Origin of the sequence: Cytobacillus citreus (assembly GCF_018343665.1) — a bacterium.
Taxonomy (GTDB): domain Bacteria; phylum Bacillota; class Bacilli; order Bacillales; family Cytobacillaceae; genus Cytobacillus; species Cytobacillus citreus.
This window is the reverse complement of the sequence record NZ_JAGYPM010000003.1, coordinates 956697-980067: the sequence shown is the minus strand read 5'-3', so window position 1 is coordinate 980067 and position 23371 is coordinate 956697. Positions and strand designations below refer to the sequence as shown.

The window sequence follows — 23371 nt, the reverse complement described above, 5'->3', positions numbered from 1 at the left end:
GAAATAATGTTAAACAATCAATCAAAAGTTGTTATTCCTTTGAGAATTTTAGAACAAGAAAAACATTTATCGAATTGTGATTTTTTCAAACTTGTTGAAGAATACTTGAGGAAATATCAAAATTACATGCTCGTTCGCATTGAAGACGGCTTAGCAGTATGTGAAAGAGGAGGACAAAATGGCTAAGTTTAGAATGGTTCACACAGAATTTTGGGATGATCCAAGAGTAGTCGAGGAAATGACGCCTGAGGATAAATTCTTTTTTCTTTATCTATTAACAAACTCAAATACTACTCAAATTGGAATCTATCAAATTACCAAAAAACAAATGGCTTTCGACATGGGATATTCCATTGAAAGTATCAATTCTTTGTTAAACAGGTTCATAAATAATCATAAGATTGTGGCCTATAGTTTTGAAACTCGCGAAATTGCTATTAAAAACTGGGGTAAGTATAACTTCAACCGTGGAGGAAAACCTGTTCTTGATTGTGTGAGTAGTGAACTAAAAACAGTTAAAGATATTTCTTTAATTGCTTATGTTGGCGAGCGAGTTGAAAGGGAAGAAATCAAGAAAATATACGATTCGTATACGACACGAGAACAAGTCGTTGAGAAAAGCGAAGAAGAAAATGAAGAAAAAGACGAAATGCCTTTAAATCAACCTTTTTACGATACGTTAACGACACGGTGGCAAGAAGAAGAAAAAGAAGAAGAAAAAGAAGAAGAAAAAGAAGAAGAAAAACAACAACATAATACTGCTGCTGATTTTTTTCAAGTAAATTTTGGACCCATTAGTTCTTTTGTCGGAGAATGCATAGTTCATTGGGAAAATGACTTAGGTACAGAAATAGTGATAGAAGCAATGAAAAGGGCTCTTAAACAACAAAAAAAGTGGGGCTATGCAGAAGGGATATTAAAAGCCTGGGCTAATAGCAATGTTAAAACCATTAATGATGTACTTGCTCTTGACGTTGAATTCGAAAATAAACGCGTTAAACCAAAACAGGGATATTCTCGCAGAACTGAAATGTTGCCTAGTTGGTTTAATGAGGATGATCAGCAACAGAAGAAGCCTAAAGTAGTTGACCCAAATATTGAACAAAAAAAGAAAGAGCTAGACGAGATGCTGGAACAGATGAGATCAAACGAAGCAGGGAGTTGAAATAGATGGCTGTCCTTAAAAAGGCTGTTGTTGTGGAAAATAAGTTAAAGCACAACTTTATTCTAGAACAGTTGCAAAACGTAGGCATCACAGTCAGTCAACAAGGAATCCCACTTGATCAACTAAATTACGAAGATTTGAAATATGAGTTAGTGCTAGCATCATTCCGGCAGAAAGATGTTGAGAACGAGAATAACGGGTGGTTTTAATGGCTAGGAATACAGTTATTCAAAAGGCATTTGAAAAAGGAAAGCAGGAGGGTTATCAATTAGGTCTAAATCACGGCGAAAACCGTGGTATTCAAAAGACTGTTGATTTTGTTGCTGAGAAATTTGCTGAACTTCAAGAAATGCCCGGGATTGGTCCTAAAACGCTTGAAAAATTCCGTTTAGCTTTTGGCCCTGAATACTTCAAGGAGATTGAATAATGGGTAGAAATCAGGTGGTTCTGAGGAATCCAAGGAAAAACAGAATCGTTGTTTTGGAGGAACTTAACTTTGTTTGGGATGAACCAGAGTTAGAAGAAATTGCAGAGTTATGGACGCAAGGATTTAGCATTATGTATATTTCTAACAAATTTGAAAGAGATCCTGATGAAGTAATCCTTGCATTAGTCCATCTTGGGCGAACAGACAGAATTACAAGGCGTAAAGGTGGTTTTCTTCTTGGATTATAGAAAGGCAAATCTAAGCCAACTTCTATACATAGCACGAAAAACAGATTTTAGAGAAGTTGCGCTGAATGAATTAGAACGGAGGTTAAAAGGAAATGACAAGAAGAGTTGTCGAGACAAACGGAATTAGCCTTGATCGGGAACGACTTCAAGTAATTGTCATCTATGAGGAAGGTATTTCAAAGCAAGATATTCGAAAAGAGAATCCATTCAGTAAAAAGCATAGTGTTCTATACAATGCTTCTGGAGCTTACGAGTTTAAGGGATTAGCAAACTAATAACTTAGAGGAGTGAGTGTTGTGAAGACCGTCCAGCCAATACGTGACATAGCAATGATTGCGGCCATGAAAGAAGTTCTTTTGAAACAGCATTATCGCAACTATTTCTTGTTTGTATTAGGCATTAACACTGGATTACGCATTAGTGATTTACTCTCATTGAGGGTAGGAGACGTGAGGGATAAAATCCATATCGTCATTACTGAGCAGAAAACAGGGAAGTTAAAACGGTTTAAGATCAATAACGAGCTCCAGCAGCATATTAGAGAATTTACTGTTAAAAAAGATGGTAATGAGTATTTATTTAAATCAAGGCGTGGTACAGATCGCATTCATCGAGTCCAAGCATGGAAAATCTTAAACGCTGCAGCCGAAGAAGTGGGATTGAAAGAGGTCGGCACGCACACTTTAAGAAAGACATTCGGATACCATTTCTATCAGCAATATAAAGATGTAGCAGTACTCCAGGAGATTTTTAATCATTCGTCTCCAGCAGTAACCATGAGATATATCGGGATAAACCAAGATATTATGGACCAAAAAATTGATGGCTTTTCGCTCTAAATCATTAAAAGAAAGGATAAAGAAAATGCATAACATGTTTATTTTAAAAACTAATCAAGATAGTGAGGATTTTCAAAAACATTTATACGCTTTTCTCAGAAAATACAGTCAAAAAACTGAGACTATGGCTACAATTTATGAATTGAACGAAACTGAGAAATCTCAAGCAGAAGCTATCATTAATCAATAGATTTTGTAAATTATGTTTCATTAAAATTGGAGGGATAAAGATGATAAATGAATTGTGTAAACAGGCATATGAGACTGCTAAATCTAAGGGGTGGCATGATGAGCCTAGAGAAACAGGAACCTTACTCGCACTTATTCACAGTGAAGTGAGTGAAGCTCTTGAGGCAGATAGAAAAGGAGATGCAGAAAACTTTCTTGAAGAAATGGCAGATGTTTGTATCAGAGTGTTTGACCTTTGTGGCTCACGGACACTTGATTTAGAAAAGGCTATTGTCGATAAGATGGAACGAAATAAAGGGCGAACTTATAAGCATGGTGGCAAGGCATATTAATCAACTCTTGAATTATTAAGTTTCATAAGGGGGCAATGGAATGGTAGCAATAAATTGGATGACTGTAATAGTAAGCGTCGTTGCATCAACTATTACAGCCATAATTGTAGCCAAATTTATGTTAGATAAAATTCTTTTTGAACTAAATAATAGTGATGACAGGTTTCTAAAACAATTAGAACTATTAAGAAATGAAACACTAAGTATTCTTAAAAAGAAAACACTATAAGCATACACTTAGAAAATCACTTCCGAAAGGAGTAATCTCAATTACTCCTTTATCAATAAACGGCTCAGCATTTGGGAATTCATTCAAGTCTTTTATAGATGCACTAACCACATTATTAAAAACTGGATGGTGGGTAAATACATCGTACTTTTGACCATCATTAAAGAGAATATCAAATCTAAAATCCACTAATCCCAATCTATGTAAATTGGTGATTGAACTTCTTATAACCCGAATATCAGTGCATTCTGGATTACTTAGAAAAACATTGGTAATAGTGGTAATTTTATTATTCCCGTCTCGTTTCACACCATAGTTCACCAATGGCAAATGATAATTACCCTTAAAAAGCGCAATATTTTGGGCATCTAATGGGGATAGTTGTTTAATTATCTCTACAAATGAATGGTGAGCTAATGAAGCTTTCCTATCATCCATTGAAGAAGCTACTATTTTTGCAAACATTTTTCTTAATTCTTCTTCTTCAATATAATATTTTGACGCTTCTAATGCTGGCCCTACAATACTTAAAGGCGGTTCAATTAAGTTTTCATCGGGTATAGCTGAAACAGCATCAACCAGTTCATTTTTATATGATTCTAATTGGGCAGAATGGTTTGCACGTTTTTTATCAACTAACAATTGTAACCTACCAAAAGTTAAATACCATAAGTCGTTCAAAGTTTGAATAGGTGCACTGTCGCCTTTAGTAGCGAAGTTAGTTATCAAAGTTGTACCAATTGCTGTTCCTATCGTAATAGGGTCCATTATAATCACCTCCTTTAAGGTGATTATACCAAAATACCCAAATATTTAAATAAGTAGGTAATTAAGTAAATAGGTAACTTAAGAGTAACGGAATTTCCTAAGGAGGAAGATGCATGTTCGATAAAGAGGAAATTTATGATAATGAAATTGCTCCACTAATGAAGCAGATAATTGCTGTATGCAAGAGAGAGAATCTTCCGATGGTTGCACAGTTTTTCCTTAAGGAAGAGCATCCTGAATATACTGGTGAACCAATGTATTGCACAACCACTATTATTCCTGCAAAAGATGAAATGAATGTAGATGCTCATGATTGGTTAAAGAACGTTGCTCAAGCAATGAAATATGGACCAAATGGAAAGCCATTCGTGATGGCAGCAACTATTAGAACTTCTTAACTAATCACAATAAGTAATTTGTTTCCAGGGCAAGGCAGGCGTTGAAGTTTGATTATATTTTTCAATTTTTTGGGCCTTGCCCCGTAGAGCTATATAGGGTTTTAACTTAACTCATAGTATAAATTACACGTAATTTGTAAATTGAATACAACTTTTTTGAACTTGTCATATTGAGATTAAAAGGATCTTAAATATTTACGTCACAATAAGATTTAGAATAAATTAGTTCAAATACTTAGTCTTTTATTTCTTATCATTTCTTCTTAAACCTAAAAGACCTGCTAAACCAATTAAACCAATCCAGCCCCAATCCATATCGTTGTCGTCATTAACATCATTGTTATCACCATTTTGAGCAACATGGATGACTTTGTTATTGTTAAAATCTGTGACGGGGGTTTGAGCATTACCGATTGAACTGCCAAACAGCATTACAGAAAACAGCAGAGCAATAGATGAATAAAGAATTTTATTAAACATGGTTTTTCCTCCAATCATAGGTAATAACATTAATGTTTATAATCTCAGTAAAAATTATTCATGGCTTATTAAAATAAAAAACAAAGTCCATAAGGATTTGGGATAAATGGACTTTGTTCTAAGTAAATTAATTATTTTCAGGAGTTTGTAAATGTAACGGTGGTGGGATTAACCAACCTTTTTCCTTATTAAGTTTTAAAAATTTTGCACCTAGAAGAGCTTTTGCTGTGTGAAATTGACCGAACATTAAAGCGATATCTTCACGAATGCATTGTCCAATTATTTGGCTACAAGCAACTAAACCAGCGGCAATGTCCATTGATACTGCAGCACTGATTTCAGGATCTGCAAATCTTGCTCCTACAGGGATACTTTCGAGATCAGCTGTTGGACGATCTGGGGGTGTAGGTGGAAGTCCTACTCCATTTACTTTCAGAAGCTCTTCGGTTTGGCTAATTTCCTGTTTTAAACCTTGAATTGCTTCTTCAATAAGTTTTTTGAGGTCATTATCACCTGTGTGATTAGCAAAGGTTTGGTAGCCAGCATGAAGACCTTTAGCTACAGATAAGTAGCTCCAAGCACCAAAGACTTCACCATAATGCATAGGTTCATTTTGAGGATTACCGCTTAGAATTCCCATGAAAACACTCCTTAAATTGAAAGACATAATTAGCTCTCTCCTTTTTGTTGGATATTCATATCCACAAGGATTAGTTTTCAACGGTAATTAAAAAATATACCAAAATTTGTTTGATTAGAAATTAATAAACACAAGGTAGGATATGTTTCAGGAAAATAGGACAAGGATAGCTTGGGTTTATTTAGTAATTTATATTAAGAATGAGCCCATAGAGGGCTCAAGTAAATCACATTGATTATAAATTATTTTTCTAAAATAATTGTAAGTACTGTACCCCATAAGAAAATCACAATATAGAATAGCCTTTGTAATAATCCAGCGGGCATGGGGATAAAAAATATTAGCATGATGAGCATTAGAATGACTAACAATGAAGCTAAACAGTAATAAGTCCAGCGTTTTCCCTTTCTTAAGGATGTTGCATATATCCAAAGACCAGGCAAAACAGTAATCATGCCAATTTGAGACACAATTGAATGCCAAAATAGATTAATATCAGCTGGTATAAAGCCAGAAACAATATTACCAAGAGCTAATAAAAGTATAAAAACTGTTGCCATTTTGTTTAATCGTGTTTTCTCAAGTTTTTGTGAAAGGTACAAAACACCAATTGAAAATGTAATTCCATTTACAATAAACAATACATTCATCCAGAAATGGTATGGGGAACAAATTTCATGAGGTGCAATTGAATAGGTGTATTCGCCACAAGAAGTAACCCCAAGATCACTCATTGCATGATTTAAAAAGCTGTAAGGTGCTGTAGAAGTCAAAATGAAAAATGGTTCAATAAGAAAGTACAAACAAGTAGCAACCCAACTTAATATACCGATTCTTTTTGATATGTACATAAGACTCACCCTTTTAAAGTTTGTATGTAGAGTATATATCCATAAAATGTTAATCGGTATGGTCTAGAAGAGTATCTTTGTTTAAGGCCAGAGGTCGATATGTAAGAAATTAAGTGAACACAAGATAGAACCTGTTAATCAGAAAGGGGAATTCATATGAATAGAGTAACGGAATGGCAAATGACTGAAGAGGAACGTCTTGCTTATATTGAAAAGCATCCGATTAGGCCAACTAAGAAAACCAAGAAGAAAGGCGAAGATGCATTCTCAAATATTCATACGGACTATAAGTGGAGAGGACAAAAAGCAGCAGAAGCAAGATGGGGATAAAAAAAAGCCAGGATTACTCCCAGCTAGCCTATATAAATTTTACCATATAGGAGTGGTCCTGTGGCAAACAATAAAACAATCGCTGAAATAGATTTGAAGAAGAATGCAACATACATTGTTAAAGACGGACAGATTACAGAAGTTCCTACTCCTGTTGAAGGTTACGGGACACAAATAATCAATTGGCAGGGAGGAAAACCTTGTCACGGGAAATTAGAGACTATCTATAAATTTTAATAAGCTTGTCGGGAAAACCGAGGGCAAAAATCATGCATTGCGAGCAATATCGTGATGGTGATTTTTGCCCTCTTTTATTTTATCTAATAGGAGTTGAAATTATGAATCCATCTTTTAAAGAACAGTTAAAGGACTGGAAGCGACAACACCAAGAATCAGTTTCTAAGAAAAAGAAGCATCATAATAAATCAAAAATAACGAAAACTGAGCGATTGAGCGAATCAGACATCAGAAACCTTATGGGAGCTAACATGCGCACATTACGCAGAGGAAAAGGAGGAGCATGGAAATGATTGATTATGAAAAGTTACAGAAAACTATTGCAGCACTTCGTGAAGCGTTAGAACCAGTCGTAAAAAATATTTGTGAAGCTTGGAGTGTTTTAAAGTCAATAGCTTCTTCTCAGGACGAATATTTAAAAAAGAAAAAACAAATAGACAATATGCACTCTTCCTGGAATGCACCAAAAGACACTAGAATAAAAAGCCAAGTGATTAATAGAAAACCTAAACATACAGTTCGGAAGATAATTCGTTAATAAACGGTTGTCAGCCAAATTCCTTAGTAATAATGGAGGGGAAAATGAATGAAAAAACAATTATCTTTTTACTTACCTGTTGTAGATGAAAAAGACACTAGAAAAAAGGTAGAAAAGGAACTATATGAATATCGCCAATTCTTACTAACTCTACCTAGCGATTTTTTACCAGCAATTACGGCTTCATATTCATTGCTTCCTCCAGTAAACAACAATCAGTTTCATAGTTCAACAGAGGATGCAGCCATAGAGCGCGCGGAATTCGAGAGAGCACGAAACAAGTTTATGAGTGTTATCCATACTGCAGTTAATTCGCTTAAACAAGACGAGCGATTTGTTATTATTAAATGTTTTATGGAACATCACCTTGGCTACGATCCAGATATCTGGACTGAGCTCGGTATTGGCAAAACAAAATACTACCAACTAAAAGGCGAAGCAATGTTACGTTTGGCATTTGCTTTAAGAGTAGAAGTTTATAAAAAGAAAAAAGAGGTGAGAAGCGCATGAATATTGTACAGCCAATAAGAGATGCTGAGCTCATTCAAGAAATAAAAGAATTTTTGAAGAATTGGAATGAACGCAATTATATCCTCTTTTTATTGGGAATCAACACAGGACTACGTATTAAGGATATTTTAAAGCTAAGAGTCAGTGATGTGGAAGGTTGGAGCATTTTCTTAAAGGAAGGAAAAACAGGTAAACTGACAGAGATACACATGCCTAATGAGCTCAAACGGGCTCTTCGTTCCTATATAAAGGGGAAGGACAAAAATGAATACCTTTTTAAAAGCAGAGAAGGGAAAAACAAACCAATCACAGTTAGCATGGCTTATGTCATCATGAAAAATATAGAAGAAGAATTTGGGTTAGAAAGGATAGGATGTCATTCTCTACGGAAAACATATGGATATCATCATTATAAACAATTTAATGACGTAGTTGCTTTAATGGAACACTTCAACCACTCAGACCCGAAAATAACGCTTATCTATATCGGTATGAAGCAAGATGAAAAAAATAAATATCAGAAGAAATTTAAAATTTAGAGAAGCCTATTTTTTTTAGGCTTTTTTTAATTCGATTCAAAAAGAAACATTCAAACTCATTTTAAAGAGAATGGATTAAACCATATGGCTGTAAGAAAGTGAACTACCATGTGAGTTCCGTTCCCTATCTATTATAGAGAACTCATTCATAGTGATTATGGGCTTAAAAATGATAATTAGGTTAGTTTACAGAAGGTGAGCTTTGCTCTTCTTAAGAAATAAATAAGGCGAACTTTTAACGGAGGATTAGCGAACTATTAGCGAACAATTAACGGACGAATTAATGTTTTTGCTGTGTTATATTGATAGTATGGAAGTTTACTTATAAACGCATCCTTTCGAGGGTGCTTTTATAATAGAACGTTGCTTGTACGTGTATTCTAGAAACAAGCATAGGAGGCTACTAAATTGGTATTCACTTTTTAGTTGGATATTTTATATGACAATCCGTTCCATTTATCCTATGATATGGGTAGATGGGAGGTGTTGAAGATGGATACAATCAGTATTGTGCAAAACCATACACATCGAAGTGGAAAAACCTATAAAGAATTAGTTGAAACAAAACATGCAGGCTTTGAAAATGGTTGGTCAATTGAGAATAGTAAAGTAGTCTTTTGGTTTAGCCCAACAGTAAATTTAAAAGACAATCCATTAAGTTCTCCAGCTAAATATGTTTGGGAAGTTATTGGAGATGAAGTAAAACCGTTTAACGGAAGAGCGTTAGAATTAGATAAATAACTACTACATAGAGAGTCACGTTCAAATGAGCGTGGCTTTTTATTATGGAGAAAAGAGGAGTGATTCAAATGATAATAGATTATGAATTATTATCTACTGCAATAAAGAAGATGGCAGAAGGACTTAAGTTCTTGATGGATGTAATTAAAGAAGTATGGAAATCAGCGAAAGAATTCGTTGCATCATATAAGCCCGATTATCCAAGGCAAGTTCACCCAGCATCCAAATTATGTTTCATGAAAGATTATCGAATAAGATCACAAGTAATTATCAATAAGCCATTGAGGATTAGTGCAAGGACTGCTTGTTAATGGCAAGGAAACCTTTACGGCCTTGCAATGCCCCATCTTGCCGTAACCTAACAAGAGAACGTTATTGTGAAGAGCATAAACAAATAGAAGTGCAGCAGAACAAAGCACGACATAATTACTATGATAAATATCAAAGAGATAAAGATGCAGCTGCATTTTATAAGTCAGTCGCATGGCAACGAATGAGGGAACAAGCATTGCAACGTGACCTCGGCTTGTGCCAGCATTGCTTTGCTAACAAAGAGATAACACTTGCGGATATGGTGGACCACATTATTCCTATTAAGTTAGCTTGGGAGTATCGGCTGTGGCTAGATAATTTACAATCACTATGTAATAGATGTCATGCAGCTAAGACTGCAGAGGATAAGAGGGAGTATGGAGGTAGAGTATGAGTAAACTAGCATACTGCAATGAAGGCTGTAATAATCAATTCTATTTAGAACAGTTTAAATCAGAGCAATTGCCAGGAAATATTGAGAAGGTATTCTTTAACTGCCCTCATTGTGACCATGAATACATTTGCTATTACACAGACCTTGAGACAAGGAAACTACAAGAGCAGATGCAGAAGCTTCACAAACGGTTCGCTAATCCGAATGAAAATGAAAATAAAAATAAATTAATAAAGCAGGAAGCTAAACTTAAAAAGAAGATAAAAGCAGGAATGGATAAAACAAAGAAAAGAGTAGAAGGGTAGGGGGGAGTCAAAAAAGTTTAAATTTTTTCACAGAAGACCGCTCGCCCCTCTTTCTTTACACAAAGTTCCCTTTATGAAATTTTGGAAAGGAGAGTAAAACCTTGGGAAGATCCCGTTATCCAGTTAGTTTATTGGTATATAAAGGAAAAAAGAATTTGACCAAAAAAGAGATTGAAGAAAGACAGTCTCAAGAAGTAAAAGCTAAGACAGATAATATTAAACCGCCCAAATACTTACCAACAAAATTAAAAAAAGAATTTAAAGAATTAGCAAGCGAGCTTTTGGATATTGGCATCATGAGTAATCTTGATGTTGACGCATTAGCTCGTTTTTTATTGGCCAAAAAATTATACCTAGATGTTACGGAAGAATTAATGGCAAGAAACCCTGTTACAACAGTAGAAGACCCTGAAACAGAGGAAAGCGTAGAAGTATCGAGTGGATTATATTCAGACCTTTTAATCAATCAAGATAAACTATTTAAACAATGTCGTACAGCAGCAAGCGACCTTGGTTTGACTATATCTTCTCGCTGTAAGTTGGTTGTCCCTAAAAATGAAGACAAAAAAGAACCAACAGAGTTCGAAAAGAAATTTGGTAATGTTTAATGTTTGAATTGAAACAATGGATGGTCCAATACTGTCATGCTGTAATTAACGGGGAAGTAATTGCATGTCAAAAGCATATTTGGGCATGCATGAGATTCTTACGAGATGTCGAAAAAGAAGGAACAGAAGACTTTCCTTATATTTTTGACGAGGAAAAAGCAATGCGCTTTTTTGACTGGATGAGTCTCTTCCGGCATACCAAAGGTGTACTTAGAGGAGAACGAATAGAACCGCATGAAATCCAGGTATTTATTTTTGGAAATATCTATGGGTGGATTCATAAAGAAACAGGATATAGACGTTTCGGGAAAGCTTATTGGCAAGTTGGACGAAAAAATGCAAAGTCCCAAAGCTTAGCGGTTGTTGGCACCTATGAGCAAATGGCCTTCGGTGAGAACATGTCAGAAGTTTATATAGGTGCTACAAAAAAAGAACAAGCAAAGATTGTTTGGAATGAAACAGAAGCAATTTTAAAAGCTTGCCCAGAACTAAAAGGGAAATACAAAGTTGCTTATGGAGAGATAAAACATTTAAATAGTGATTCAATAATGAGAGCTTTGTCGAAAGAGGATAAGAAGTCTGGTGATGGTTTTAACCCGCAATGTGCCATTATTGACGAATATCATGCACATGAGACAGATGAAATTCTTAATGTTATGGATTCTGGAATGATCGCTCGTGCACAACCATTAATTATAATAATTACCACTGCCGGGAAGGATCTAAGTTCTCCTTGTTTCCGAATAGAATACGATTATGTTTCTAAACTATTAGATCCAAATAATCCAGTTGAAAACGATGAATATTATGCAATGGTCAATGAATTAGATAAGGATGAGAATGGAAATTTAGTTGACAATATTCGAGATGAAGATGCGTGGTTAAAAGCGAATCCTATCGCTGCTTCTTATCCGGAAGGAATTAAAAATATCCGAAAACGTTTAAAAGAATCCCTAGAAAAACCTGAAATGATGGATGATTACCTTACAAAAAATATGAATGTTTGGATAAATCAAAAGGAAAAGGCCTATATGCGGATGGATCGTTGGGCGGATTGTGGATCAACCAAAGAGAACCCTTTACCAGATTTGCGCGGGAAAACAGGTTTTATGGGAGTTGACCTTTCTTCAAAAATTGATTTAACCAGTACTACTTTTGATTTTCCTCTTGAAGATGGCCGTCATGCTGTTCTTAGCCATAGTTTTATGCCAGAAGATACAGTTGAAGAAAGAGAGAAAAAGGATAAAATACCTTATCGATTATGGGCAAGGGAAGGTTGGATTACGCTGACTCCAGGATCAGTAGTAGATTATAACTTTATTAAAGCATATGTAATCCGAGAGATTGAGGAAAACGGTTGGAACATTGGAGAAAATTGCTATGATCCTTACAATGCTACGCAGTTTGCTCAAGATATGGAGGCAGAAGGATTTATTCCAGTAGAAATTAGACAAGGGATAAAAACTCTAGGAGAACCGACTAAGAATTTTAGAGATCTTGTTCTCCAAAAGAAAATCATTCATAATAACAACCCTGTTTTAACATGGGCTATTGGTAATGCGGTAACAAGACAAGATCATAATGGAAACATCATGTTAGATAAAGAAAAATCTCGCCAACGGATTGACCCTATAGCAGCTGGGATCAATGCTCATACCAGGGCAATGTTCAATATAGAAACTATAGATATTAACAAAACAACTAATGAATATCTAAACATGATGGGATGGTGAGGGAGGTGAAAATTTATGAAACTGTTTTCTTGGGTAAAGAGGATTTTTAAAAACGAAACTGTAGATATGAATAATCCTAAATTACTTGAGTGGTTAGGGATTGATCCAAACACACCAAAAGATGCATTATCTGAATCTACCTATTTTGCATGTTTAAAAATTCTATCAGAAAGTATTGGTAAGCTCCCTCTTCATATGTTGAAAAAAACTGATAAGGGTATTGTGACGAGCGACAAAGAGAGTTTATACAGTCTCTTAAAACTAAGACCAAACCCTTATATGACCAGCTCTACTTTTTGGGCAACGGCAGAAATGAACAGAAACCATTATGGTAATGCTTATGTGTGGAAGAGGTATAAGGGGCCAGAAATAAAAGACTTGTGGATTATGCCAAGTGAGGATGTAACATTAGTAATTGATGATGCAGGTATTTTAGGTAAAGCTGATAAGATATGGTACAGATACACTGATAAAAAAACAGGTAAAGTCCATATCTTTAATCATGATGAAGTCCTACACTTTAAGACCTCCACAACTTTTGATGGAATCACGGGTGTGCCTGTTCGAGAAATTCTAAAGAACAATGTTGAAGGTGCTCTCGAAAGCCAAAAATTCATGAACAACCTTTATAAAACAGGATTAACCGGAAAAGCTATTCTTGAATACACTGGAGACTTGGATTCAACAGCAAAGGAAAGATTGGTCAAAGGCTTTGAAGAGTTTGCTAATGGCTCGAAAAACGCAGGGAAAATAATCCCTGTTCCTTTAGGAATGAAATTAGTTCCTCTGAATATTAAATTAACTGATTCACAGTTTTTTGAGCTCAAGAAATACTCTGCATTACAGATCGCTGCAGCATTCGGCATTAAACCTAATCAAATAAATGATTATGAAAAGTCAAGTTATGCTTCAGCAGAAGCACAGAACTTGGCTTTTTATGTTGATACCCTTCTATTTCCTTTAAAGCATTATGAAGAAGAGATAACCTATAAAACACTTTCATCTGAATTAATTAAACAGGGTTATTTTTGGCGGTTTAATGTCAATGTCATTTTGAGGGCTGATATTAAGTCGCAGATGGAAGCGTTGGCGAAGGGTGTAAACAACGGAATCTACTCAGCCAATGAAGCTCGAGGTTATTTAGATTTACCTTCTAAAGAAGGTGGCGACACACTTATGGTTAACGGAAACTATATTCCAATTACTGAAGTAGGTTCGCAGTACAAGAAAGGAGGTGAGGAATAGATGAAGTTTTGGAAATTTATTAAGAACCAAGCCACTGAAACAGAACCGGAGAGCGTTGAATTGCGCATCGAGGGCGACATTGTGGACGATGGAGACGTTTGGATTTATGAATGGTTTGGAGAGCCAGCAACAGCCCCAAATGCATTCAGAAACGAATTGAATGAGTACAAGGGGCAAGATTTAACTGTATGGATTTCCAGCTATGGTGGGAGCGTATTTGCAGGAGCATCCATTTACAATGCCTTAAAGGAACATAAAGGTAAAGTCACTGTAAAGATTGACGACAAAGCTATGTCAGCTGCTAGTGTTATTGCGATGGCGGGTGATGAAATCCTAATGAGTCCTACTGCGGTACTAATGATCCATAATCCTATGACTGGTGGTTATGGTGATATGCATGATTTACGGAAAGTTGCAGATGTTTTGGACACAGTAAAAGAATCGATCATGAATGCCTATGTCGCTAAAACAGGACTGTCCTTAGAAGATATATCTAATATGATGGATGCTGAAACGTGGTTATCTGCTAATGCAGCGGTGGAAAAAGGATTTGCCGATAACGTTTTGTACCAGGATGATACAGAAGAACCATCTATTCAAAATTTCAACTTCAACCGTTTATCCATCGTTAATAGTGCAAACAAATCAATCAATCAAGCTATTAAACTATTTGATAAGCCTAAAAATGAGGATAAGACGGATAATGAAGCAGAAAAACAAAAATTATTATGGGATTTAGACCTAATTTAAGGAGGAATTTTAATGAATAAAGAACTTCGTGAGTTATTAGAAAAAATCAGTAATAAGAAAGCGGAAGCTAAGCAATTACTTGCAGAAAATAAGATTGAAGAAGCAAAGACTGCACGTGATGAAGCACAGGAGCTTCAAAATAAGTTTGATATTGCTAAGGACCTTTACGATCAAGAAAAAGAAGAAATTGAAAATAAAAAACATGAAAATCCAGCAGAAAAAGACGAAGTGAAAAACTTCATTAATGCTGCTCGTCAAAAATTTAAAAATGCTATGAGTGAAGGTTCTGCAACTGATGGTGGTTACACTGTACCACAGGACATTCAAACAGAAATCAATGAGCTTCGCCAGGCTAAAGATGCTGCACAGAATCTGATCACGGTTGAGCCCGTTACAACTCTTTCTGGTTCACGAGTGTTTAAAGCCAGGGCTCAACAAACTGGATTCGTTGAAGTTCCTGAGGACGGTTCTATTCCAGAAAAGGCAACACCTCAATTCACACAATTAGCATACAAGGTTAAAAAGTATGCTGGATTCTTTAAGATGACGAATGAGGTGCTTAAGGACAGTGATCAAGCTTTACGAAGCGTGTTAGTTCGATGGATTGGTGATGAATCTAGGGTAACTCGAAATAAATTAATTTTTGCCGAATTAGCAAAAAAGGCAAAAACAGCTGTTACTGGTTTTGATGATCTTAAAGACATTTGCAATGTGAAACTTGACCCGGCCTTTCAAGAAACATCTGTGGTTGTTACAAACCAAGATGGTTTTAACTGGTTAGATAAGCAAAAGGATTCCGATGGTAATTATCTGCTACAGAAGGATCCCACTTCTGCCACTCAAAAACTTTTGTTCGGTAAGTACCCTGTAAAGGTCTATTCAAATAAAGACTTGTTGACAGATACAACAAAAGCCCCAGTAATTATAGGAGACTTAAAAGAAGCTATCGTAATGTTTGACCGTGAGCAAACAGATATTATGGCCTCTGATGTAGCTGGTGATGCATATTTAACAGATAACACTTTATTCAGAGCTATTGAGCGTGAAGAAGTTAAAACACGGGATGCTGAGGCATTTGTTTATGGACAAATCGACCTCACTCCAACTCCTTAATAGAGCGGCTTCGGCCGTTCTCCCTTTGAAAGGGTGATTCTATGATTCTTGAATTAAATGAAACTAAAGAATGGATCCGTGTTGATGGAACTGAAGAAGATTCAATAATTTCTACAATAATCGGTGCAGCTGAAGAGTACTTAGAGGGGGCAACTGGAAAAAAGTTTGATGATACTAACCACCGTGCAAAGATTTTTTGTTTAGTCCTGGTCACAGATTGGTACGAAAATAGGGATTTGATAGGTTCTAAACCGTCAGAAAAAGTACGATTTTCCATCCAATCAATGCTTGCACAACTACAATATTCAACGGAAGGAAGTGTAACACCTTGAAGTACATTGTCTTGAAAGATTTTTATGATCGTTTTGATAATATGAAGATTAACCAAGAAAAACATGAGCATACACCGCCAAATGAGGAAAGAGCGAACCAACTAATTAAACTTGGATTTATTAAAGTTGTAGAAGATGATTCTGACACTGGAAATCCAATTGATTTAGATTCTAATGTCGAAAAAATAAAGGAAGCAGTGACGGCCGAATTAAGTAAAGAAAAATTAGAAGTACTTTTGAAGATGGAAGTCGAGGGAAAAAAACGTAAGACAGTTATCGAGCATATTGAATCACTATTAAAAGGTGATAGTGATGGCAAGCCTAGCGAGTAAGCTTAACAAACGAATTTCTATTCTGCGTCCGCCTGATCCTGAAAAAGATGTAGACGAAGCAGGGCAACCTCTTGACGAATGGATTCCAGTTGCTGAAACCTGGGCTTCAATAGAGCCTTTAAGAGGTCGTGAATTATTCGCTGCTATGCAGGTCAATGCAGAAGTCACAACAAAGATCACCGTTCGATACCGAAAAGGGTTAGACCGGATGATGAAAGCTCTCCACAATGAGATTGAATTTGAGTTTCTTTATGTCATTAATCCTAAATATGCAAATAAAGAGTTGCAAATCATGTGCAAGGAGCGGCAATAATGGCTAGATCAGTCCGCCAGAACAACCGCATGCGCCTTCGAGTTGAAGGTATAGAAGAATTAGTAAAAGCTTTGCGGAATGCCGATCAACAAATTCAAAAAGAATTAAATGACTTAGTTTCTGAATGTGCCGAAATTGTCTTTCGTGAAGCAGACGCAAGAGCTCCTATCGGTAAAACAGGTAGGACAAGATTTTCATTACGTATCGAAATTGGTAAAAACAATAAGGGCATATTCTATGCAAATGTGGTTGTCGGTGCACGTAATGGAGATACCACAGCAACTAGTGCTTTTTACGTTACTTTTTATGAGTTGGGATCGAGCCATCAACCACCTAGACCATTTATGCGCCCGGCATTTGATAAAAGCAAAGCAAAGATGCGAAAACATCTTATTGAAGGCCTAGAACGCATCATCCTAGGATTAGGAAGGTGATAACTTGCTAGAAACAGATTTAAGGACATATCTATTAACTTTCGATTCTTTAAAATCAAAAATAAGCAATCGTCTTTATCCTGGATGGATTCCTGAAAATGCTGTAATGCCAAGCGTGGCTTATCTTGGTATTTCTAGACCTAGCCATCATGATATAGATGTTGCATATCCAAGATATCAGTTTTCTGTATTTTCCCCTAAATACATTGAGGCCAAAGAAATAGTGGCTGAAATAAGAGGAATTTTACAGCGTTTCAAAGGGCAGATGGGAAATTCAAATATCATACAAGTTGTTTATGAAAATGAATATGAAAACTATGAAAAAGACACCAAACTCTATCATATTGCGATAGATTTTAAATTTATATTTTGGGAGTGATTAATTTGAGTCGTAACATGACAACAGTTCAACAACGAAGTTCAATTCGTTTTGGTTCTGCAAAGTTTGAAGTTGGGGAAACAGAGGAATCGTTAGTTGACCTTGGAGCAATGAGAGGTATTACCTTTGAAGAATCCTGGGATGAGTTACAGGTAAAAAGCGATAATGCAGGGGTAATTGTTGCAGGCATTACCAATCACGGTGCAAAAATTTCAGGAGAGTTGATGGAAATCAACCTCAAAACTTTAGCAACTATCCGTGGCGGTATAGATAAATACGATGAGATTCCTGCAGATCAAGAGACAGGTAAGAAAGCAGCCCGTAAACTTCTAACCGGTGGAGCAAGCACATTCCAACCTCGAATTGCGCGAATCACGAACTATAACGAAGCAGGAGAGGAATTCCGCATCACCATTTTTAAAGCTAATGCTGCAACAGGGTTAAATATTACGTTTCCTGAAGCAGATGGTGAAGATCCTGCAATGACCCCTATCGAAATGACGGGTACACCAGATACAAACAAGGCTGTCGGAGAGCAGTTGTTCGAGATTTGGGATGAACAAGGAGTAATCCCTACACCGTAAGCACTCATTTAATGGGTGCTTTTTTATTTTACCTTGAAAGGATGAAAAATAAATGGCCCAAGAAGTCGAACAAGAAATTTTAGACTTAGACAAATTTATCCCTGCAAAACGTATTGTCAAATTAGCGGGAAAAGTAATAGATGTTTCAAAAATCCCATCGGAAGTAATCTTGGAATTGGCAAAGAAGAAAACCGTTTTGGACTCTGAAACTGATGAAAGCTTTGATATGGTTTTTGATTTGGCGGTTAAAATTTGTAACGCCTGTAATCCAGATGATGAAATTACAAAGAAATGGCTAGTTGGAAAAACATCAATTGAGCAATTACTTGCGATGCTTGAATTCATCATGAAACCGTTAAAAGACAGATCTTCTAAAAATGGAAAAAACGCGGAAAGCCCGAGCCTTTAGAGCTTGGGCGCATTTTTGCCCGTATGGGGTCCATGTATGCCTGGGCAACTCCAGAGTACATGCTTAAACATATGAGCATTGAACAAATATTCATGTATTACGATTATGGTGTTGAATTTGAAGAGAATAAAGCGAACATTTTAGTCAATCGTATAGCGGTTGGCTTTTTTGGTGTTAAAGAAGAGCCTAAAAAGCAGAAAAGAGATTATAACGATACTCCAGATAAAACATCTTTTTATGAACGATATGGCGACAAAATTAAGCGACCGGAAGGAGTGAGAGAATGAGCCTTTTAGGTAACTTAACGGTTGGTATTCTTGGGAATATGAGCGGCCTCTCTAACACATTTACACAAGCTCAAAACCAAGTAAGACAGTTTGGGCAACAAATGCAGAATATCGGTAGGGATCTAACGGCAATCGGAGGAACTCTTACAGCTGCAATCACTGTTCCGATTGTTGGTTTAGCTACTGCCTCAGTAAAATCTGCTATTGAATTTGAAAGTGCCTTTGCTGGTGTCAGAAAAACTGTAAACGCAACTGAAAAAGAATTTGCCGTTTTGAGAAAAGGAATCATCGATATGTCAAAAGAGATTCCTGCTGCTGCAACTGAGATTGCGGCAGTGGCAGAAGCAGCAGGGCAGTTAGGTATTCAAAAAGAAAATATTCTAGGCTTTACTCGGACGATGGTTGACCTTGGTGTTGCTACGAACATGAGCAGTGATGAGGCTGCCACATCTCTTGCAAGGCTTGCAAATATCACCCAAATGAATCAAAAGGACTTTGACCGTTTGGGCTCCTCGATTGTCGCACTTGGTAATAACTTTGCAACAACAGAACGTGAAATCGTGGATATGGCCATGCGTCTTGCGGGAGCCGGAGCACAAGTTGGCATGACGGAAGCAGACATATTAGCACTTGCTACGGCTTTATCTTCTGTCGGAATTGAAGCAGAGATGGGAGGTAGTGCAATTTCCCGTGTTATGGTCAATATGCAAGTGGCAACGTCTACTGGATTTACCAAAGTCCAAGAGTTACTAGATTCAACAGGGATGTCAATTCGAGATTTACAGATGATGGCTTCTCACAGTGGAAAAGCTTTTGGTCACTTAGCAGAAGATTTGGGCATGACAAAAACTGAGCTTACCAACCTACTAAATGCAGGGGTAGATCTAGAAAATTTCTCGAAAATTGCAGGGATGACAGGCGAAGAATTCAAGAAAGCATTTGAACAAGATGCGATTGGGGCACTCGGAGCATTTATTAATGGACTAGCAAATGCAGAGGAAGCAGGAGACTCAGCTATTAATATGCTCCAGGAGATGGGCATCACAGAAATTAGGTTACGGGATAGCTTACTTCGTGCTGGAGGAGCTAGTGAATTATTTGCCGATGCCGTTAAATTATCAAATGAAGCTTGGGAAGAAAATGTTGCTTTAAGTAATGAGGCTGAGGAAAGATATGCAACAACTGCCTCACAGTTACAAATGCTATGGAATCAGATAAAAGCAATTGCTATAGCTTTTGGCGATGCTTTACTACCGACATTATTAATGGTAAATGAGGCTATTAAACCTCTTTTACAATGGGCAGAACAAGCAGCGGAGAAATTTAAAAGTCTTGATCCAGCAATCCAAATGGTGGTTATTGCCATCGGTGCAATAGCTGCAGCAATAGGTCCTTTTTTAGTTACCTTAGGTGTAATCATTTCAAGCGTCGGTTCTGTAATAACTGCCTTCGCAGGATTAAGCGGAGCCATAGCAGGTGCAGGCGGAGCTTTAGCTATCTTAACCGGACCTATCGGAATAGCAGTAGCTGCAATTGTCGGAATAGGTGCAGCACTTATTGCGGCATGGAAACATAGTGAGACTTTTCGCGACACAGTAACAAGTATTTGGGAAAGTATCAAAGCTACAGCTGTACAAGTGTTTGGAGCAATTTCTTCTTTTGTTCAAGAAAAGCTGGGTGCAATCAAAACATTTTGGGATGAGAACGGAGCTCAATTTCTGCAAGCAGTTGAAAATGTTTTTAACGGTATTATGGCAGTTGTAGAATTTGTCATGCCCGCGGTTAAATTTATTGTTGAAATGGTTTGGACAGCAATTAAACAGATTATTGACGGTGCCCTAAACGTCATTATGGGTCTAATAAAAGTATTTAGTGGATTGTTTACAGGTGACTTTAGCAAGATGTGGGAAGGCATTAAGCAAATATTTTTTGGAGCTATTGATGTAATCATCGGATGGATGACTGTTACTTTTGTTGGTGGATTAAAAACACTCCTAACTAATCTAGCAAAAGGCGCATTAAACATTATCAAAAACATGTCGACGGGTATTGTCAACTTTTTCAAAAGCTTTGCAACAACAGGGCAAAATATAGCAAAGAGTTTTGTAGACAATGTAGTAGGTTTTTTCCGTGATTTTGTTGATGCAGCAATTACTCTATTTAACTTGTTTAAAACAAGAGGAGCATCTACATTTGAAGCATTTAAAGGTGTAGTAATGTCCATCTTCAATTCTCTTAAAGCGGGATTAGAAGCCATTTGGAATGGGTTAATTAGCTTCATAACAAACGGAGCGACCATGATAAAAAATGGTGTGACCTCTGCTTTCAATGCAATGTTAAACTCTATTAAGTCGATTTGGGGAAGTGTTAAAACCACGATTGAAGATCTATGGGATGGCGTCATGACATTCTTCAAAAACATAGATTTAAGACAAGTAGGTAAAGACATTATCACAGGTCTAGTAAATGGTATTGGCTCAATGGCAAGTGCAGTTTGGGATAAAGCAAAAGAAATTGCAAATGGCATTGGTGACTCTATCAAAAAAGTTCTACAGATTAAATCTCCATCACGACTTACTTTTGGCTTGGGCGTATTCACAGGTGAAGGTTTAGATGATGGAATTGACAGCATGATCGGAAAAGTAAGAAATACAGCGAAAAAATTATCGTTAGCAGCTATTCCAAATGTACCGGATGTTAATATAGTTGGTGTTACTGGTGGTAAAGGTATCGGATATACAGGAAGCTCACCAATAGGAAACGTGGCTATGCTTGGTGGAATAACACAACATTTAACAATAAACAGTGCTAAACACCTAACTCCATCTGAAACAGCTAGACAAAACCAACAAGTATTAAGACAACAAGCTCTTGAATGGGGGAATAGATAATGATTGATGAAAAATTTATATTTATAAGTGCAAGAGGGGACATCGTTGAGCTAGCTAACGATGCCCCTTTTATTTTGTTAAATCATGAAGGCGTTGGTGCTGTAAAATCTAACGTACAAATGCAAAAGTCACCTTTTCAAGATGGGCAGACACATACGGATAGTGTGTTGGAGATAAGGCCAATTAATTTAGAACTACTATTGCAAGCAAAAAGCCAAGATGAACTTTTCCGTCTTCGAGCAAAGTTAACAAGTGTTTTCAATCCAAAACTAGGAGCAGGTACACTGAAATATGTATACGGTTCTTTAGATAGAGAAATAAAAGCCACGTCTGAATTTGCACCAATTTTCCCTCCTGGTGAAAGCAATAGGGGTTCGACTTTTCAAGTAGCTTTGATGTCTCTTATTTGTTCAGATCCTTTCTGGCTTGATCCACACACCGAGTCTGAACCAATGAGTGCATGGATAGGCGGCATGGAATTTCCGTTTCAACTTCCTGTGGAGTTCGCAATGAAAAGTTCATCCACTACTCTATTAAATGATGGAGATGTAGAGGTACCAGTGGAAATAGTTTTTCATGGTCCTGCAGTAAATCCCATTGTTACAAATAAAACAACAGGAGAATTTATCCGTGTAAAACGGACGCTCGGAGCGAACGACAAGTTAATTGTTAGGACAGCATTTGGTAATAAAACAGTGCTAATTATAGATGGTACAGGTAAGCAAACAAGAGCTTTCAACTGGCTCGATGAAAACAGCATATTTTGGCAACTCGACGTTGGCTATAACGAAATTGAATACAATATGGATTCCAATTCGGATGATGCAAATGTAGTAATTAACTGGCGCAAACGATATGTCGGAGTGTAGAAAGGAGCGATAAAACATGGCAGAAAAATCATCTTTTTTTGACAGTACACCTACTGATATACGTAGGTATTCTGCAGATGCGTTTGCTGAGTATTTCCGTACTTTATTTCAAAGCGGTGTTTTTCTCGATAAAGATGTGAATGGATTAAAAGTGACAGCTGCAGGCACATCAATGGAAACGACACTTAGTCCTGGTGTTGCTTATTTAGAAGGGTACCGTTATGAAAACGATGCACCTCTCAACCTAGTACATGCGACAGCTGACCAAGCACAGGAAAGAAAAGACCGCATTGTTATTAGGTTAGATAAGGACTTGAGATCAATTAATGCATATGTAAAACAAGGAGTGGTTGGTGGATCTGCACCAACTCTTGAACGCACGGCAAAGATTTATGAAATATGTGTAGCTACTGTAACTATTTCAGCTGGTAAGTCTTATATTGAAAGTTCTCAAATTGCTGATGAAAGGCTTAATGAAGAACTGTGCGGACTGGCATCACCCACACATATGAAACAGCATGCACATGATCATAGAAAGGGTGGTCCTGATGAAATTACACCTGAAATGATCGGTGCGATGGCAGGTGATGAGATAGATGACAATCCTGCTGATTTAACTT

39 protein-coding genes and 1 pseudogene are annotated in these 23371 nt (G+C 36.7%); 36 read left to right on the top strand and 4 right to left on the bottom strand.

The genetic code is table 11. The annotated features are described in order from the left end of the window. Positions 1–6: 6 nt before the first annotated feature. The 9 genes from KHA94_RS16425 to KHA94_RS16385 all read left to right on the top strand — a co-directional run bounded on the left by KHA94_RS16425 (position 7) and on the right by KHA94_RS16385 (position 3429). Positions 7–186: a hypothetical protein gene (locus tag KHA94_RS16425; RefSeq protein WP_213103186.1), complete on the top strand. Its 180-nt coding sequence runs from the start codon at positions 7–9 to the stop codon at positions 184–186. Between the two features lie 52 nt (positions 187–238). Beyond that, positions 239–1165, top strand: coding sequence for a DnaD domain-containing protein (locus KHA94_RS16420; RefSeq protein ID WP_249365518.1), 927 nt, complete (start codon positions 239–241; stop codon positions 1163–1165). 5 nt (positions 1166–1170) lie between these two features. Further along, positions 1171–1374: a hypothetical protein gene (locus KHA94_RS16415; protein WP_213103184.1), complete on the top strand. Its 204-nt coding sequence runs from the start codon at positions 1171–1173 to the stop codon at positions 1372–1374. Then, a complete protein-coding gene (locus KHA94_RS16410; protein ID WP_213103183.1) occupies positions 1374–1592 on the top strand; it encodes an HhH-GDP family DNA glycosylase in 219 nt (72 codons plus the stop codon). Before KHA94_RS16415 ends, KHA94_RS16410 begins: the two co-directional genes overlap by 1 nt. Continuing rightward, positions 1592–1840, top strand: a complete 249-nt coding sequence (locus KHA94_RS16405; protein ID WP_213103182.1) for a hypothetical protein — start codon at positions 1592–1594, stop codon at positions 1838–1840. The genes KHA94_RS16410 and KHA94_RS16405 overlap by 1 nt, the downstream gene beginning before the upstream one ends. Positions 1841–1932: 92 nt before the next feature. Next, positions 1933–2115: a hypothetical protein gene (locus KHA94_RS16400; protein ID WP_213103181.1), complete on the top strand. Its 183-nt coding sequence runs from the start codon at positions 1933–1935 to the stop codon at positions 2113–2115. Between the two features lie 21 nt (positions 2116–2136). Next, complete coding sequence (locus KHA94_RS16395; RefSeq protein ID WP_213103180.1) at positions 2137–2679, top strand: site-specific integrase; 543 nt, start codon at positions 2137–2139, stop codon at positions 2677–2679. A 230-nt stretch (positions 2680–2909) separates the two neighbouring features. Next, complete coding sequence (locus tag KHA94_RS16390) at positions 2910–3200, top strand: MazG nucleotide pyrophosphohydrolase domain-containing protein (RefSeq protein WP_249365517.1); 291 nt, start codon at positions 2910–2912, stop codon at positions 3198–3200. Between the two features lie 40 nt (positions 3201–3240). Continuing rightward, the gene (locus KHA94_RS16385; RefSeq protein ID WP_213103179.1) at positions 3241–3429 is read left to right on the top strand and encodes a hypothetical protein; all 189 of its coding nucleotides are present in this window, start codon (positions 3241–3243) and stop codon (positions 3427–3429) included. On the opposite strand, the gene KHA94_RS16380 is transcribed toward KHA94_RS16385, so the two are convergent. Next, complete coding sequence (locus KHA94_RS16380) at positions 3424–4197, bottom strand: DUF4393 domain-containing protein (protein WP_213103178.1); 774 nt, start codon at positions 4195–4197, stop codon at positions 3424–3426. The two genes, KHA94_RS16385 and KHA94_RS16380, sit on opposite strands and share 6 nt — an antisense overlap. 113 nt (positions 4198–4310) lie before the next feature. On the opposite strand from KHA94_RS16380, the gene KHA94_RS16375 reads away from it, so the two are divergent. Further along, positions 4311–4595 (top strand): hypothetical protein, encoded by a 285-nt coding sequence (locus tag KHA94_RS16375; protein ID WP_213103177.1) that lies wholly within the window; start codon positions 4311–4313, stop codon positions 4593–4595. A 243-nt stretch (positions 4596–4838) separates the two neighbouring features. Here KHA94_RS16375 and KHA94_RS16370 read toward each other — a convergent pair whose 3' ends face one another. The 3 genes from KHA94_RS16370 to KHA94_RS16360 all read right to left on the bottom strand — a co-directional run bounded on the left by KHA94_RS16370 (position 4839) and on the right by KHA94_RS16360 (position 6566). After that, the gene (locus KHA94_RS16370) at positions 4839–5075 is read right to left on the bottom strand and encodes a WGxxGxxG family protein (protein ID WP_213103176.1); all 237 of its coding nucleotides are present in this window, start codon (positions 5073–5075) and stop codon (positions 4839–4841) included. A gap of 127 nt (positions 5076–5202) precedes the next feature. Beyond that, entirely contained in the window at positions 5203–5715 is a 513-nt protein-coding gene (locus KHA94_RS16365) for a DUF3231 family protein (RefSeq protein ID WP_213103175.1), read from the bottom strand. 242 nt (positions 5716–5957) lie between these two features. Then, the gene (locus KHA94_RS16360) at positions 5958–6566 is read right to left on the bottom strand and encodes a DUF998 domain-containing protein (RefSeq protein ID WP_213103174.1); all 609 of its coding nucleotides are present in this window, start codon (positions 6564–6566) and stop codon (positions 5958–5960) included. A 156-nt stretch (positions 6567–6722) separates the two neighbouring features. On the opposite strand from KHA94_RS16360, the gene KHA94_RS16355 reads away from it, so the two are divergent. The 26 genes and pseudogenes from KHA94_RS16355 to KHA94_RS16230 form a co-directional block, all read left to right on the top strand. Further along, complete coding sequence (locus KHA94_RS16355; RefSeq protein ID WP_213103283.1) at positions 6723–6896, top strand: hypothetical protein; 174 nt, start codon at positions 6723–6725, stop codon at positions 6894–6896. 60 nt (positions 6897–6956) lie between these two features. After that, a complete protein-coding gene (locus KHA94_RS16350; protein ID WP_338030789.1) occupies positions 6957–7133 on the top strand; it encodes a DUF3954 domain-containing protein in 177 nt (58 codons plus the stop codon). Between the two features lie 101 nt (positions 7134–7234). Further along, complete coding sequence (locus KHA94_RS16345; RefSeq protein ID WP_213103173.1) at positions 7235–7426, top strand: hypothetical protein; 192 nt, start codon at positions 7235–7237, stop codon at positions 7424–7426. Next, positions 7423–7671, top strand: a complete 249-nt coding sequence (locus tag KHA94_RS16340) for a hypothetical protein (RefSeq protein WP_213103172.1) — start codon at positions 7423–7425, stop codon at positions 7669–7671. Before KHA94_RS16345 ends, KHA94_RS16340 begins: the two co-directional genes overlap by 4 nt. Before the next feature lie 48 nt (positions 7672–7719). Further along, the gene (locus KHA94_RS16335; protein ID WP_213103171.1) at positions 7720–8181 is read left to right on the top strand and encodes an ArpU family phage packaging/lysis transcriptional regulator; all 462 of its coding nucleotides are present in this window, start codon (positions 7720–7722) and stop codon (positions 8179–8181) included. Next, positions 8178–8720 carry a tyrosine-type recombinase/integrase gene (locus tag KHA94_RS16330; RefSeq protein ID WP_213103170.1) on the top strand — a complete coding sequence of 181 codons (543 nt, stop codon included), beginning with the start codon at positions 8178–8180 and terminating at the stop codon, positions 8718–8720. The genes KHA94_RS16335 and KHA94_RS16330 overlap by 4 nt, the downstream gene beginning before the upstream one ends. A gap of 492 nt (positions 8721–9212) precedes the next feature. After that, on the top strand, positions 9213–9461 hold the full coding sequence (locus KHA94_RS16325) for a hypothetical protein (RefSeq protein ID WP_213103169.1): 249 nt from the start codon (positions 9213–9215) through the stop codon (positions 9459–9461). 68 nt (positions 9462–9529) lie between these two features. Next, positions 9530–9772 (top strand): hypothetical protein, encoded by a 243-nt coding sequence (locus KHA94_RS16320; protein WP_213103168.1) that lies wholly within the window; start codon positions 9530–9532, stop codon positions 9770–9772. Then, complete coding sequence (locus KHA94_RS16315) at positions 9772–10167, top strand: HNH endonuclease (protein WP_213103167.1); 396 nt, start codon at positions 9772–9774, stop codon at positions 10165–10167. The genes KHA94_RS16320 and KHA94_RS16315 overlap by 1 nt, the downstream gene beginning before the upstream one ends. Continuing rightward, positions 10164–10472 carry a hypothetical protein gene (locus KHA94_RS16310; RefSeq protein ID WP_213103166.1) on the top strand — a complete coding sequence of 103 codons (309 nt, stop codon included), beginning with the start codon at positions 10164–10166 and terminating at the stop codon, positions 10470–10472. Before KHA94_RS16315 ends, KHA94_RS16310 begins: the two co-directional genes overlap by 4 nt. 101 nt (positions 10473–10573) lie before the next feature. Then, positions 10574–11080 carry a phage terminase small subunit P27 family gene (locus KHA94_RS16305; RefSeq protein ID WP_213103165.1) on the top strand — a complete coding sequence of 169 codons (507 nt, stop codon included), beginning with the start codon at positions 10574–10576 and terminating at the stop codon, positions 11078–11080. Continuing rightward, positions 11080–12813, top strand: coding sequence for a terminase large subunit (locus tag KHA94_RS16300; protein ID WP_249365516.1), 1734 nt, complete (start codon positions 11080–11082; stop codon positions 12811–12813). The genes KHA94_RS16305 and KHA94_RS16300 overlap by 1 nt, the downstream gene beginning before the upstream one ends. A gap of 15 nt (positions 12814–12828) precedes the next feature. Next, a complete protein-coding gene (locus KHA94_RS16295; protein ID WP_213103164.1) occupies positions 12829–14058 on the top strand; it encodes a phage portal protein in 1230 nt (409 codons plus the stop codon). Beyond that, positions 14059–14808: a head maturation protease, ClpP-related gene (locus tag KHA94_RS16290; protein ID WP_213103163.1), complete on the top strand. Its 750-nt coding sequence runs from the start codon at positions 14059–14061 to the stop codon at positions 14806–14808. A gap of 12 nt (positions 14809–14820) precedes the next feature. Beyond that, positions 14821–15921, top strand: a complete 1101-nt coding sequence (locus KHA94_RS16285; RefSeq protein WP_213103162.1) for a phage major capsid protein — start codon at positions 14821–14823, stop codon at positions 15919–15921. A gap of 41 nt (positions 15922–15962) precedes the next feature. After that, a complete protein-coding gene (locus KHA94_RS16280; protein ID WP_213103161.1) occupies positions 15963–16253 on the top strand; it encodes a head-tail connector protein in 291 nt (96 codons plus the stop codon). Next, positions 16250–16585, top strand: coding sequence for a hypothetical protein (locus tag KHA94_RS16275; protein WP_213103160.1), 336 nt, complete (start codon positions 16250–16252; stop codon positions 16583–16585). The genes KHA94_RS16280 and KHA94_RS16275 overlap by 4 nt, the downstream gene beginning before the upstream one ends. Beyond that, positions 16566–16898 (top strand): phage head closure protein, encoded by a 333-nt coding sequence (locus KHA94_RS16270; protein ID WP_213103159.1) that lies wholly within the window; start codon positions 16566–16568, stop codon positions 16896–16898. Before KHA94_RS16275 ends, KHA94_RS16270 begins: the two co-directional genes overlap by 20 nt. Beyond that, positions 16898–17332, top strand: a complete 435-nt coding sequence (locus KHA94_RS16265) for an HK97-gp10 family putative phage morphogenesis protein (protein ID WP_213103158.1) — start codon at positions 16898–16900, stop codon at positions 17330–17332. Before KHA94_RS16270 ends, KHA94_RS16265 begins: the two co-directional genes overlap by 1 nt. A gap of 4 nt (positions 17333–17336) precedes the next feature. Then, a complete protein-coding gene (gp17, locus tag KHA94_RS16260; protein WP_213103157.1) occupies positions 17337–17711 on the top strand; it encodes a tail completion protein gp17 in 375 nt (124 codons plus the stop codon). A 5-nt stretch (positions 17712–17716) separates the two neighbouring features. Further along, complete coding sequence (locus KHA94_RS16255; RefSeq protein ID WP_213103156.1) at positions 17717–18295, top strand: hypothetical protein; 579 nt, start codon at positions 17717–17719, stop codon at positions 18293–18295. 52 nt (positions 18296–18347) lie between these two features. After that, positions 18348–18704 (top strand): hypothetical protein, encoded by a 357-nt coding sequence (locus KHA94_RS16250; protein ID WP_213103155.1) that lies wholly within the window; start codon positions 18348–18350, stop codon positions 18702–18704. Between the two features lie 32 nt (positions 18705–18736). Continuing rightward, complete coding sequence (locus KHA94_RS16245) at positions 18737–18991, top strand: hypothetical protein (RefSeq protein WP_213103154.1); 255 nt, start codon at positions 18737–18739, stop codon at positions 18989–18991. After that, positions 18988–21882, top strand: a complete 2895-nt coding sequence (locus tag KHA94_RS16240) for a phage tail tape measure protein (RefSeq protein WP_213103153.1) — start codon at positions 18988–18990, stop codon at positions 21880–21882. The genes KHA94_RS16245 and KHA94_RS16240 overlap by 4 nt, the downstream gene beginning before the upstream one ends. Further along, entirely contained in the window at positions 21882–22751 is an 870-nt protein-coding gene (locus KHA94_RS16235) for a phage tail family protein (protein ID WP_213103152.1), read from the top strand. The genes KHA94_RS16240 and KHA94_RS16235 overlap by 1 nt, the downstream gene beginning before the upstream one ends. Positions 22752–22767: 16 nt before the next feature. After that, positions 22768–23371 (top strand): annotated as a pseudogene (locus tag KHA94_RS16230) (hypothetical protein); the annotation flags it as partial.

What these genes read in the sequence shown, in the direction of transcription:
- KHA94_RS16425 (WP_213103186.1), top strand. Translation starts at nt 7, where the DNA reads ATGTTAAACAATCAATCAAAAGTTGTTATTCCTTTGAGAATTTTAGAA.
- KHA94_RS16420 (WP_249365518.1), top strand. Translation starts at nt 239, where the DNA reads ATGACGCCTGAGGATAAATTCTTTTTTCTTTATCTATTAACAAACTCA.
- KHA94_RS16415 (WP_213103184.1), top strand. Translation starts at nt 1,171, where the DNA reads ATGGCTGTCCTTAAAAAGGCTGTTGTTGTGGAAAATAAGTTAAAGCAC.
- KHA94_RS16410 (WP_213103183.1), top strand. Translation starts at nt 1,374, where the DNA reads ATGGCTAGGAATACAGTTATTCAAAAGGCATTTGAAAAAGGAAAGCAG.
- KHA94_RS16405 (WP_213103182.1), top strand. Translation starts at nt 1,592, where the DNA reads ATGGGTAGAAATCAGGTGGTTCTGAGGAATCCAAGGAAAAACAGAATC.
- KHA94_RS16400 (WP_213103181.1), top strand. Translation starts at nt 1,933, where the DNA reads ATGACAAGAAGAGTTGTCGAGACAAACGGAATTAGCCTTGATCGGGAA.
- KHA94_RS16390 (WP_249365517.1), top strand. Translation starts at nt 2,910, where the DNA reads ATGATAAATGAATTGTGTAAACAGGCATATGAGACTGCTAAATCTAAG.
- KHA94_RS16385 (WP_213103179.1), top strand. Translation starts at nt 3,241, where the DNA reads ATGGTAGCAATAAATTGGATGACTGTAATAGTAAGCGTCGTTGCATCA.
- KHA94_RS16380 (WP_213103178.1), bottom strand. Translation starts at nt 4,197, where the DNA reads ATGGACCCTATTACGATAGGAACAGCAATTGGTACAACTTTGATAACT.
- KHA94_RS16375 (WP_213103177.1), top strand. Translation starts at nt 4,311, where the DNA reads ATGTTCGATAAAGAGGAAATTTATGATAATGAAATTGCTCCACTAATG.
- KHA94_RS16370 (WP_213103176.1), bottom strand. Translation starts at nt 5,075, where the DNA reads ATGTTTAATAAAATTCTTTATTCATCTATTGCTCTGCTGTTTTCTGTA.
- KHA94_RS16365 (WP_213103175.1), bottom strand. Translation starts at nt 5,715, where the DNA reads ATGGGAATTCTAAGCGGTAATCCTCAAAATGAACCTATGCATTATGGT.
- KHA94_RS16360 (WP_213103174.1), bottom strand. Translation starts at nt 6,566, where the DNA reads ATGTACATATCAAAAAGAATCGGTATATTAAGTTGGGTTGCTACTTGT.
- KHA94_RS16355 (WP_213103283.1), top strand. Translation starts at nt 6,723, where the DNA reads ATGAATAGAGTAACGGAATGGCAAATGACTGAAGAGGAACGTCTTGCT.
- KHA94_RS16345 (WP_213103173.1), top strand. Translation starts at nt 7,235, where the DNA reads ATGAATCCATCTTTTAAAGAACAGTTAAAGGACTGGAAGCGACAACAC.
- KHA94_RS16340 (WP_213103172.1), top strand. Translation starts at nt 7,423, where the DNA reads ATGATTGATTATGAAAAGTTACAGAAAACTATTGCAGCACTTCGTGAA.
- KHA94_RS16335 (WP_213103171.1), top strand. Translation starts at nt 7,720, where the DNA reads ATGAAAAAACAATTATCTTTTTACTTACCTGTTGTAGATGAAAAAGAC.
- KHA94_RS16330 (WP_213103170.1), top strand. Translation starts at nt 8,178, where the DNA reads ATGAATATTGTACAGCCAATAAGAGATGCTGAGCTCATTCAAGAAATA.
- KHA94_RS16325 (WP_213103169.1), top strand. Translation starts at nt 9,213, where the DNA reads ATGGATACAATCAGTATTGTGCAAAACCATACACATCGAAGTGGAAAA.
- KHA94_RS16320 (WP_213103168.1), top strand. Translation starts at nt 9,530, where the DNA reads ATGATAATAGATTATGAATTATTATCTACTGCAATAAAGAAGATGGCA.
- KHA94_RS16315 (WP_213103167.1), top strand. Translation starts at nt 9,772, where the DNA reads ATGGCAAGGAAACCTTTACGGCCTTGCAATGCCCCATCTTGCCGTAAC.
- KHA94_RS16310 (WP_213103166.1), top strand. Translation starts at nt 10,164, where the DNA reads ATGAGTAAACTAGCATACTGCAATGAAGGCTGTAATAATCAATTCTAT.
- KHA94_RS16300 (WP_249365516.1), top strand. Translation starts at nt 11,080, where the DNA reads ATGTTTGAATTGAAACAATGGATGGTCCAATACTGTCATGCTGTAATT.
- KHA94_RS16295 (WP_213103164.1), top strand. Translation starts at nt 12,829, where the DNA reads ATGAAACTGTTTTCTTGGGTAAAGAGGATTTTTAAAAACGAAACTGTA.
- KHA94_RS16290 (WP_213103163.1), top strand. Translation starts at nt 14,059, where the DNA reads ATGAAGTTTTGGAAATTTATTAAGAACCAAGCCACTGAAACAGAACCG.
- KHA94_RS16285 (WP_213103162.1), top strand. Translation starts at nt 14,821, where the DNA reads ATGAATAAAGAACTTCGTGAGTTATTAGAAAAAATCAGTAATAAGAAA.
- KHA94_RS16280 (WP_213103161.1), top strand. Translation starts at nt 15,963, where the DNA reads ATGATTCTTGAATTAAATGAAACTAAAGAATGGATCCGTGTTGATGGA.
- KHA94_RS16270 (WP_213103159.1), top strand. Translation starts at nt 16,566, where the DNA reads ATGGCAAGCCTAGCGAGTAAGCTTAACAAACGAATTTCTATTCTGCGT.
- KHA94_RS16265 (WP_213103158.1), top strand. Translation starts at nt 16,898, where the DNA reads ATGGCTAGATCAGTCCGCCAGAACAACCGCATGCGCCTTCGAGTTGAA.
- KHA94_RS16250 (WP_213103155.1), top strand. Translation starts at nt 18,348, where the DNA reads ATGGCCCAAGAAGTCGAACAAGAAATTTTAGACTTAGACAAATTTATC.
- KHA94_RS16245 (WP_213103154.1), top strand. Translation starts at nt 18,737, where the DNA reads ATGTATGCCTGGGCAACTCCAGAGTACATGCTTAAACATATGAGCATT.
- KHA94_RS16240 (WP_213103153.1), top strand. Translation starts at nt 18,988, where the DNA reads ATGAGCCTTTTAGGTAACTTAACGGTTGGTATTCTTGGGAATATGAGC.
- KHA94_RS16235 (WP_213103152.1), top strand. Translation starts at nt 21,882, where the DNA reads ATGATTGATGAAAAATTTATATTTATAAGTGCAAGAGGGGACATCGTT.